Source organism: Spiroplasma sp. hyd1, from assembly GCF_016082235.1.
GTDB classification, from domain to species: Bacteria; Bacillota_I; Bacilli_A; order Mycoplasmatales; family Mycoplasmataceae; genus Spiroplasma; species Spiroplasma poulsonii.
In genome coordinates, this window is sequence record NZ_JXYY01000138.1 from 1 (window position 1) to 625 (window position 625).

Annotated in this window: 2 protein-coding genes; both read left to right on the plus strand. The window is 26.9% G+C overall.

What is annotated here, in order from left to right; all coding sequences use genetic code 4:
- The coding region (locus TS70_RS06740; RefSeq protein ID WP_198049809.1) for a hypothetical protein at positions 1-281 on the plus strand (281 nt) is incomplete at its 5' end.
- The coding region (locus TS70_RS06745; RefSeq protein WP_198049810.1) for a hypothetical protein at positions 281-625 on the plus strand (345 nt) is incomplete at its 3' end. The genes TS70_RS06740 and TS70_RS06745, both read left to right, overlap by 1 nt.

Here is a 625-nt window from a genome sequence, read left to right on the forward strand (position 1 = left end):
GAGCACAACAAACACAAGCAGAAGTCGCTGGTGTAAATATTCAAACAAACGCATCATACGAACAAATGATATATATTAGAGAAATTAAATTAACTGAATTCATTATTAAGTTAATTAAATATGATAATGCGATTTTAAACAGTAGAACATTCAATATTAAAAATATTGATGAGTTAATTGTTGATGTTCGTTTACCAGTAAATGCTACTTTAAACAGACAACTAAAAAACAATGAAACTATTATTAACATGCCTAGCGAAGAAAGAGGAGAACAAGAATAATGTTAAAACCATCAGAAAAAATGTTAGCACAATTAGCAGAAAATGATGAACCAATTGACTATTCAATTGATAGTATACCCCTAGATTTTGCTAATCAATCACAATATAGCGACCCTGATTTAGAACAATTATTTACTGAAGACCGTGCAAGAACCTTATATATTTATAAAATTAATAATCTTGTTAAGACAAATCAAAAACCAATCTTAAATTATTCTCAAAATAGCGTTAAAATAGGTTTTATTGACAAAGATGAATATATTAAAATTACTGGTTATGAAATTAGTGACTTTAATTTTAAATTACAAATTCAGCCAAACACCACAGTACAAGATAATAGTACT